Raw genomic sequence first — 9,099 nt, forward strand, 5'->3', positions numbered from 1 at the left:
CAGGCATTGGATGGCGCAAGGCCTGCCAGCAGGGTGCCGGTGGCGAGCGTGCCAAACAACAGGCCTGAGCCTTTGAGGAAATCTCGCCGGGCGAGCGGCAAATTGACTTTGCGGACCACGCCGCTGTCTTCGTCGCAACCCGCGACTTCGGGGCTCTCGGGGGCTATGGAAATGACGCGCATTGTTGTCTCCGGTGGGTTTGTAAGCACACACCTCGAAGGGGCATGTGACAGCCGGAGTATTCAGCCGAACGAACCCGTTTGGGTGATAGCTGACTACTTACGGGATAAACCCTAATCTGCGCTTTGTGTGACAGACACGGCAGGCCGCCGGGCGTAAAGAAGCCCGCCGGCGGCGGGCTCCATACGGGTGCGCGGGTGGATCAGCTCAGGTGCTTGCCGGCAATGCCCGCCAGCTCAAACATGCTCACCTGCGGTTTGCCGAACACCGCGAGCAGCTTGGCGTCGGCGTTGATGTTGCGCTTGTCGGCCGCGTCCTGCAGGCCGTTGGCCTTGATGTAGTCCCACAGCTTTTTCATCACCTGCGGGCGGGCTACCGGCTCGCCGCCAATGACGGCGGCCAATGCCGCGCTGGGCTGTTTGCCGCTGGCCGCGGTCGTCTTGCGCGGGGCTTTGGGCTTGGCCTCTTTGACTGCGGTTGCCTTTTTGGCCGGAGCGGCTTTTTTAGTGGCTTTTGCGGCCGCACCGCCCGCCGTAACTGCGCGAGATGCTCCTGTTTTTGTAGCGCCTGTGGCGGCTGAGGTCTTGGCGGCCGCCTTGTAGGCCGGCTTGCGCGGCGGGAACTTCGACGGCGCGAACTCAAAGTTCACCTTGCCCTCGGCCGCGTCCCAGGCCAGCATGGCCTTGAAGGCGCGGCGGGTGCGCATCGAGACAAACTTCTCCAGCATGTCGGTCTTGCCGTCGGTCAACAGCTTTTGCATCTGCTCGCGCTCAATGGGCTGCTGCAGGATGATCTGGCCGCTCTTGAAGTCGCAGCTCGGCGTGGGCTGGGCGTCGGTGGGTACCGATTTGTTGCAGACGTAGTTCTTGCCGTGCTCAAACACGAGGCCGCCGGCCGGGTTGGCAGACGCGGCGCCGCACTTGGGGCAATTGCCCAGGGCGGTCTGGCTGCTGAAGTCAATGATTTCGCCGTCTTCCTGGCCGGCCTTGTCGTCACCGAAGTCAAACTCCAGCTTGTAGTTCTTGGTTTCCTCGTCGAACTTGATGACCATCTCCGCCACAAACGGCCAGCCCGCCTTGGAGCGGAAGCCGTCCAGCGGCCCGATGTGTTTGTCGCGCAAGAACTGCTCCACCTCGGCCTGCTCAAAGGTGCGCCCGGCGGGCGACTTGCCGAACGAGAAGCCGCAGCCTTCGCTGTGCCCGTCCGGTCCGGTGCAGGAGTATCTGCGGTAGTTTTCTTTGACGATGCCGCCGCAGTTGGGGCAGCGGGCGGCCAGCGTGGCGTAGTCGCCGGGAATGGTGTCTCGGTCGTATTCCTTGGCCTTCTTCACCATGTGCTCGGTCATGGCGGCAATCTCGGCCATGAACTTTTCGCGGCTGAGCTTGCCCTGCTCCATCTGGGCGAGCTTGTATTCCCATTCGCCGGTGAGTTCGGCCTTGGTGAGCTCCTGCACATCGAGTCCGCGCAACAGCGTCATCAGCTGGAAGGACTTGGCGGTTGGAATCAGCTCGCGGCCTTCGCGCAGCATGTACTTCTCTGCAATCAGGCCTTCGATGATGGAAGACCGTGTGGCGGGGGTGCCCAGGCCTTTTTCCTGCATGGCCTCGCGCAGCTCGTCGTCTTCGACGGTTTTGCCGGCACCTTCCATGGCGCCGAGCAGCGTGGCCTCCGAATAGCGGGCCGGTGGCTTGGTTTTCAGGCCTCTAGCCTCCACGCTCTGGCCGCGCACCTTCTCGCCGGGCGCCACCGGCACCAGGCTCTGGCCCTTGTCGCCGTCTTTGGCGTCTTCGACTTCCGCCGCGGCTTCCTTGCCGTAGATGGCCAGCCAGCCCGGCTTGACCAGCACCTTGCCCTCGGTCTTGAAGGCGTGCTGGGCCGCGCCGGTTGCGGCGGTCACGGTAGTGATGCGGGTGGTGACCTGGTATTGCGCGCTGGGGAAAAACACCGCCATGAAGCGGCGCACCACCAGGTCGTACACCTTTTGCTCAGCCTCACTCAGGCCGCTGGGCGCCTGCAGGGTGGGGATGATGGCGAAGTGGTCTGACACCTTGGCGTTATCAAACACGCGCTTGGTCGGCACGATGTAGTTGTTATTCAGGGCGGTGAGCGCATGGGGGGCCAGATGCCGCAGGTCGCTGTCGGCCAGCATCTCGAAAGTCTTTTTGACCACCGGCAGGTAGTCCTCGGGCAGGGCGCGCGAATCGGTACGCGGGTAGGTCAGGGCCTTGTGGCGCTCGTACAGGCTCTGGGCAATTTGCAGCGTGGTCTTGGCGCTGTAGCCGAACTTGCCGTTGGCCTCGCGCTGCAGGCTGGTCAGGTCAAACAGCAGCGGGCTGGCCTGGGTGGTGGGCTTGCTTTCCTCCGTGACCGCCGCACTTTGGCCGCGCACCGCGTCGGCAATGGCCTGGGCTTCTGTGCGTGACCAGACGCGGTCGGCCTTCTTCTCGGCGTCGTCGGCGTCTTTCTTGTGCGCGGGGTTGAACCATTTGGCGGGGTATTCGCCGGCCAGTGCGGCAAAGGTGGCGTGCACTTCCCAGTAGTCGCGGCTCACAAACTTGCGGATCAGCTCTTCGCGCTCCACCACCACCGAGAGCGTGGGCGTCTGCACCCGGCCCACCGTGGTCAGGAAGAAACCGCCGTCGCGGCTGTTGAAGGCGGTCATGGCGCGGGTGCCATTGATGCCCACCAGCCAGTCGGCCTCCGAGCGGCAGCGCGCGGCGTCGGCCAAGGGCTGCATTTGCGCGTTGGTGCGCAGGTTGTCAAAGCCGTCGCGGATGGCCTGCGGCGTCATCGACTGCAGCCACAGGCGGCTGACCGGCTTGCCCAGCGGTTTGGCGCCGCCGGCGTATTGCTCAATCAGGCGGAAGATCAGCTCCCCCTCGCGGCCCGCATCGCAGGCGTTCACGATTTTGTCTACATCCCGGCGCTTGGCCAGCTTGACCACCGCGTTCAGCCGGGTCTTGGTTTTGTCGACCGGCTTGAGGTCAAAGTGCGGCGGAATCACCGGTAGGTGCGCAAAACTCCATTTGCCGCGCTTTACATCAAAGGCCTCGGGCGCCTGAATCTCGACCAGGTGCCCCACCGCGCTGGAGACTACGTAGGTGTCGCTTTCGAAATACTCATCGTGTTTTTCAAACTTGCCGGCGGTGGGCGTGAGCGCCCGCACGATGTCCTGGGCCACGGATGGCTTTTCGGCGATCACGAGTGTCTTGGTGGACGACGTGTTTTTAGCGAAATCTGCGGTTTTCATCTGACTACAATCCAATTCTCGCGTGCGCGCAGGCGCGCACTTGCACACGCAGGCACGCACACATGCGCGCCCATACGATTCACCATACCAAATTTTCCAACCGTGGCGAAACCCTCCGCAAAATCTGCTGCCGGCGCGGGTCCGTCCGCGCAGCGGCGCATCCAGACGCGGCGCTCGGGGGTTCACGGCAAGGGCGTGTTCGCATTGCAGGACATTGCCGAGGGTGAGACCATCATCGAGTACGTGGGCGAGATCATCAGCTGGCAGGAGGCGCAAGACCGCCACCCCCACGACCCGAAGGACCCCAACCACACCTTCTACTTTTCGCTCGACGACGGCCGCGTGATTGACGCCCTGTTTGGCGGCAACTCGTCGCGTTGGATCAATCACTCCTGCGACGGCAACTGCGTAGCCGATGAAGAGGACGGGCGCGTATTCATCAAGGCCCTGCGCAATATCACTGCCGGCGAAGAGCTGAACTACGACTACGGCCTGATTCTGGAAGAGCGCTACACACCCAAGCTCAAGGCCGAGTACCCCTGCTGGTGCGGCAGCAAGAATTGCCGCGGCACCCTGCTCGCGCCCAAGGGCCGCGCCCGCTGAACCCATGCCCACCGGACCCGTGCCGCTGCCCGCTGCTCCGCTGAAGTGGCCGGCTGAGGCGATATGGGAGGCCGTGTTCGCGGCGCTCCCGGGCCTCAGCGTTGAGGTGCTGCCCCGGGTGGACTCCACCAATTCCGAACTGATGCGCCGCGCGCGCGCCGGCCTGGCCGATCCGGTCCTGCTGGTGGGCGAGCGCCAGATCGCCGGCCGCGGCCGCCTGGGGCGCGACTGGCAGAGCGACACCGCCGGCGCGGGCGGCACCCTGACCTTTTCGCTGGGGCTCCCCCTGCAGCCTCAGGACTGGTCGGGCCTGTCGCTGGCGGTGGGTCTGTCGGTGGTGCGCAGCCTTCACCCTGATTTGCAGCTCAAGTGGCCCAACGATGTGTGGTGGCAAGGCCGCAAGCTGGCCGGTATTTTGATAGAGACCACCAGTGTTGGCGAGGAGCGCTATGCCGTCATCGGGGTGGGTATCAACATCAGCCCGATGACGCCGAGCGAGAGCGCGGGCCTGCGCACGCCGCCGGCCGCGCTGCAGGAGCTCCTGCCGGCGCTGGATGCGCCCGCCGCGCTGCAACGTGTGGCCGCACCGCTGGTGCATGCGGTGCTGCAGTTTGCGTCCGAAGGCTTTGCCCCCCTGCAAGACGCCTTTCGCAGCCGTGACCTGCTCTTCGGGCAGCCGGTGGTCTGCACCAACGGCACCCGGGGTATGGCCTCTGGTGTCGATTCCAGCGGGGCACTGCTGGTGCATACTGAGGCGGGGATGGTCAGCATCCACAGCGCCGAGGTGAGCGTGCGCCAAGGTCCGCTGGCCCCGCCCCCCTGATTCGACCCGACCCCTGGAACTAACCGAATGTTGCGAATCCTTGTTCTGGTGCTGCTGCTGGCCAATGCGGTGTATTTCGCCTGGAGCCAGCGTTACTTTCAGATGTACGGCTTTGCGCCGGCCATGCGCACCGAGCCGCAGCGCCTGCAGGCACAAATCAAGCCCGAGAACATCCGCCTTCTTACGGAGGCCGAGCTGGAGAAGGCGCAGGCCCCAAGCGCTCAGTCCTCCCAGCCGGCCGAGCCGGCTCAGCCCGCCCGGGATTGCCTGCAGGCCGGTCCCCTGAAAGACAAGCAAGTCGCCGTGGTGCGCAAGGCAATGGAAGCAGCCCTGCCGGCCGGCAGCTGGGACATTGAAGCCACCCCCGCCAAACCCCGCTGGGTCATCTACATGGGCCGCTATGCCAGCGACGAGCAGATGCTGAAAAAGCAGGCCGAATTGAAGGCGCTGGGCGTGACCGGCCAGCCCGCCGCGACCGGCGAATTGGAGCCGGGGCTGGTGCTGGCGGTACTGGAGAGCGAAGCGGCCGCCAAGACCGAGCTGGCGCGGCTCGCCAACAAGGGCATACGTACTGCCCGGGTGCTGCAGGGGCGGGATGCGGGCCCGGTGTACCTGCTCAAGGTACCCGCAGCCACTGAGTCCATTCGCGCCAAGCTGGCGCAAGCCAAGCCGGCGCTGGCGGGGGTTCCTCTCAAGGCCTGTAATTGAGCGGGCGGGGCCTCAGGCAGGTCCGGCAAACCGCGAAAAACGCAGGGTGAAGGTGGCTCCGGGCGGCGTCTGGCCCGCGCGGGTGTCGTCCAGCGACATATCGGCATGGTGCTGGCGGGCAATCTCCCGCACGATCGACAGGCCCAGGCCGGAGCCGTCGGCGTCGTTGCCCAGTGCGCGGTAAAAGGGCTGGAACACCAGCTCCCGCTCGGCCGGCGCAATGCCCGGGCCGTTGTCCTCGACCTGCAGCACCAGCGCGCCGCTGAAGGGATCCAGCAACACGCGGGCGGTGATCACGCCCGGCCGCTCGGGGTTCGAGGGTGTGTAGTTGATGGCGTTGTCCACCAGATTGCGCACCATTTCCTTGAGCAGGGTCAGGTTGCCGGGAATGTCTGCGCCGGGGGTGCCGGGCTCCACGCCCTCGTAGCCAAGGTCGATGGTTTTTTCAAGCGCGCGGGGCACGCAGTCCCGCACCACGTCCATCGTCAGGCGAGCCAGGTCGCAGGGCTGGTGGGCCAGCACCGTGCCGCTGCTTTCGGCGCGTGCCAGGGCGAGGAGCTGGTTGACGGTGTGGGTGGCGCGGATGCTGGAGCGGCCGATCTGGCGCAGCGATTGCTTCAGGTCGTCGGCGCTGGCGCCCGGTCGCTGGGCCAGGTCAGCCTGCATGCGCAGCCCGGCCAGCGGCGTTTTGAGCTGGTGGGCGGCATCGGCGAGAAACCGCTTTTGGGTAAAAATCGAGTCCTTCAGGCGCAGCAGCAGGTCATTCACCGACGACACCAGCGGCACAACCTCCAGCGGAACCGCCTCCACGTCCAGCGGGCTGAGGTCGTCCGGGTTGCGGGCCCGGATGCGCTCTTCCAGCCGGTTCAGCGGCTGGATGGCCTGCACCAGCGCCAGCCAGACCAGCAGCACCGCCAGCGGCAGAATGACAAACTGCGGCAGCATCACGCCCTTGACGATTTCAGTGGCCAGTACCGAGCGCTTGTCCATGGTTTCGGCCACCTGCACCAGCGCCGGGCGTCCGTCGGGCACGTCCAGCCGCACCCACATGTAGGCCACCCGCAGGTCCACGCCCTTGAATTCCACCTCGCGCAGCAGCACCTCGCCGCTGGCGACCCGCTCGTCATCCGCCGGCAGCGGCAGGCCCTTCTCGCCGCTCAGGAACTCGCCCCGGGTACCCAGCACCTGGTAGTACACCGTGTCGGCGTCGTCAGCACGCAGGAGCTCGCGCGCCGGCAGCGGCAGCACAAACTGGGCGCGGTTTTTGCTGACGGTGATGAGCTGCGCCAGCGCGCCGACGTTGTATTCAAGGGCGCGGTCGAAGGGCTTGCCCGCAATGCCCTGCGCCACCAGCCAGGTCAGCACCAGACTCACCGGCCAGAGCAGCAGCAGCGGCGTGAGCATCCAATCGAGAATCTCCCCGAACAGGCTGCGTTGTTCGCGCTGGAAAATCTTCACCGCCGCTGTCCCGCGCGCAAATAGGCATCTAATCGGCTTGCGCAGCAGGTGGAATATGCGCAAGCAGCTATGAAAAGCATAGCAATTTAATCAGGACTGGATTTTTTCGAGGCAGTAGCCCAGGCCGCGTACGGTGGCTATGCGGATGGGGCCCTTCTCGATTTTTTTACGCAGGCGGTGGATGTAGACCTCGATGGCGTTGTTGCTCACCTCTTCGCCCCACTCGCACAGGCGCTCGACCAGCTGGTCCTTGCTCACCAGCCGGCCGGCGCGCTGCAGCAGGACTTCGAGCAGGCCGAGCTCGCGGGCCGAGAGTTCGACCATCTTGCCGTCGATGGTGGCTACGCGCCCGGCCTGGTCGTAGGTCAGCGGGCCGTGCTTGATGTTGCTGGTGGTGGCGCCCATGCCGCGGCGTATCAGGGCGCGCACCCGTGCCTCGAGCTCCTGCAGGCTGAAGGGCTTGGCCATGTAGTCGTCGGCGCCGTAGTCCAGCCCCTTGACGCGCTCGTCCACGCTGTCAGCAGCGGTGAGGATGAGCACCGGCAGGGACGAGCCGCGCGCGCGCAGCTTCTTCAAGACTTCCAGCCCGTGCAGCTTGGGCAGGCCCAGATCGAGGATGAGCAGGTCGAACTCGGTATTGGTCATGAGCGCGGCATCTGCCTCGGAGCCGCTGGCCACATGGTCTACCGCAGCGCCGGCGTTTCGCAGCGCTCGCAGCAGGCCGTCGGCCAGAACTTGATCATCCTCAGCTATCAAAATGCGCATGCTGGTCTCCGTGTTGTGTGCGGCGCTGCGGCCGTTTTGCTGCCATTCTAGGCCGCAGCGGCGGGAGGGCTGCGGGGCCTATTGCCCCGCGTAAGCCTCCAGCCCCAGGGCAATCACCGTGGCTACTTCCGAGCCCACCGCCTGCTCCAGCTCCAGGTGCGCCTGCGCCACCGCGTCCTGATAGGCCTGCACCCAGGCCAGCCCCGCGGCGGTGAAGCAGATGCGCCTGGCGCGGGCGTCGGCGGGGTCGTCGGAGCGCTCCACCATGCCCCAGGCCTCGCACTGGCTGACCAGCGTGGCCATGGCCTGCTTGGTCATGCCGGCGCGCGCGGCCAGGGCGGTAAGGCGCGTGCCCTGTAGCTCGAGGTGGCGGGTGATGTGGATGTGCGCCGCCCCGATCTGGCCGCGTGCCGCCAGGTTCGCCAGTCCCAGCGGTACCGCCGGGTGGCTGGCCATGAGTCCCTGCACCCGCGCATCAAACCGCTCCAGCGCCAGGCGCAGCCAGTGGCCTACGTGGTTGGTTCGCCAGGCGTCAGGTTGGAGCGGGGACTGCATGGCCAAATAGTAATGCAAACTGACCAAAAAACGGGTTGCACAAGATTCACCACGCCCATAAACTACTGTTCAAGCATCCAGCCTGTTGTTAACACCAGACAGATGCAGACCGATTTCAACCCTCTACAACTTTTTATTTTTTCAGGAGATTTTCATGGAAGCCAACGTTAAATCCCCCGCCAACGCCGAAAAGGCCAAGGCCCTGCAAGTCGCGCTCGCCCAAATCGAAAAGCAGTTCGGCAAAGGCACCATCATGCGGCTGGGCGAGGGCGAAGTGATTGAAGACATTCAGGTCGTCTCCACCGGCTCACTGGGGCTGGACATTGCGCTGGGCGTAGGCGGCTTGCCGCGCGGCCGTGTGGTGGAAATCTACGGCCCCGAGTCCTCGGGCAAGACCACGTTGACGCTGCAGGTGGTGGCCGAGATGCAAAAGCAAGGCGGCCAGTGCGCCTTTGTCGACGCCGAACACGCGCTCGACATCCAGTACGCCCAGAAGCTGGGCGTGAACCTGCAGGACTTGCTGATCAGCCAGCCCGACACCGGCGAGCAGGCGCTTGAAATCGTGGACAGCCTGGTGCGCTCCGGCGCGGTGGACCTGATCATCGTGGACTCGGTGGCCGCGCTCACGCCCAAGGCTGAACTCGAGGGCGAAATGGGCGACAGCCTGCCCGGCCTGCAAGCGCGCCTGATGAGCCAGGCCCTACGCAAACTCACCGCCCACATCAAGAAGACCAACTGCATGGTCATCTTCATCAAC

General features: G+C 65.1%; 9 protein-coding genes. 4 read left to right on the top strand and 5 right to left on the bottom strand.

Going from position 1 to position 9,099, the window contains the following annotated elements:
* Together Q0O05_RS09985 and Q0O05_RS09990 are read right to left on the bottom strand one after the other, a co-directional pair.
* Positions 1 to 182: twin-arginine translocation signal domain-containing protein (locus Q0O05_RS09985; protein ID WP_293662616.1), on the bottom strand; the 182-nt coding region annotated here is incomplete at its 3' end.
* A 200-nt stretch (positions 183 to 382) separates the two neighbouring features.
* Entirely contained in the window at positions 383 to 3,430 is a 3,048-nt protein-coding gene (locus Q0O05_RS09990; protein WP_293662618.1) for a DNA topoisomerase III, read from the bottom strand.
* Positions 3,431 to 3,532: 102 nt separating this feature from the next.
* Here Q0O05_RS09990 and Q0O05_RS09995 point away from each other — a divergent pair, with 102 nt between their 5' ends.
* From Q0O05_RS09995 to Q0O05_RS10005, 3 genes are read left to right on the top strand one after another with little or no spacing between them, the layout of a single operon-like run.
* The gene (locus Q0O05_RS09995; protein WP_293662620.1) at positions 3,533 to 4,033 is read left to right on the top strand and encodes an SET domain-containing protein-lysine N-methyltransferase; all 501 of its coding nucleotides are present in this window, start codon (positions 3,533 to 3,535) and stop codon (positions 4,031 to 4,033) included.
* Positions 4,034 to 4,037: 4 nt separating this feature from the next.
* Complete coding sequence (locus Q0O05_RS10000; RefSeq protein ID WP_293662622.1) at positions 4,038 to 4,856, top strand: biotin--[acetyl-CoA-carboxylase] ligase; 819 nt, start codon at positions 4,038 to 4,040, stop codon at positions 4,854 to 4,856.
* Positions 4,857 to 4,883: 27 nt separating this feature from the next.
* Positions 4,884 to 5,564 (top strand): SPOR domain-containing protein, encoded by a 681-nt coding sequence (locus Q0O05_RS10005; RefSeq protein WP_293662624.1) that lies wholly within the window; start codon positions 4,884 to 4,886, stop codon positions 5,562 to 5,564.
* A 12-nt stretch (positions 5,565 to 5,576) separates the two neighbouring features.
* Here Q0O05_RS10005 and Q0O05_RS10010 read toward each other — a convergent pair whose 3' ends face one another.
* The 3 genes from Q0O05_RS10010 to Q0O05_RS10020 all read right to left on the bottom strand — a co-directional run bounded on the left by Q0O05_RS10010 (position 5,577) and on the right by Q0O05_RS10020 (position 8,348).
* Positions 5,577 to 7,022, bottom strand: coding sequence for a sensor histidine kinase (locus Q0O05_RS10010; protein ID WP_293662626.1), 1,446 nt, complete (start codon positions 7,020 to 7,022; stop codon positions 5,577 to 5,579).
* A gap of 90 nt (positions 7,023 to 7,112) precedes the next feature.
* Complete coding sequence (locus Q0O05_RS10015) at positions 7,113 to 7,787, bottom strand: response regulator transcription factor (protein WP_293662628.1); 675 nt, start codon at positions 7,785 to 7,787, stop codon at positions 7,113 to 7,115.
* Positions 7,788 to 7,865: 78 nt separating this feature from the next.
* Positions 7,866 to 8,348 (bottom strand): helix-turn-helix domain-containing protein, encoded by a 483-nt coding sequence (locus Q0O05_RS10020; protein WP_293662630.1) that lies wholly within the window; start codon positions 8,346 to 8,348, stop codon positions 7,866 to 7,868.
* A 148-nt stretch (positions 8,349 to 8,496) separates the two neighbouring features.
* Here Q0O05_RS10020 and recA point away from each other — a divergent pair.
* Positions 8,497 to 9,099 (top strand): recombinase RecA (recA, locus tag Q0O05_RS10025; RefSeq protein ID WP_293662631.1); only part of this gene is annotated, 603 nt, incomplete at its 3' end.

Source organism: Rhodoferax sp. OV413, assembly GCF_945881795.1.
In the GTDB taxonomy this organism is placed as follows: Bacteria; Pseudomonadota; Gammaproteobacteria; order Burkholderiales; family Burkholderiaceae_C; genus Allorhodoferax.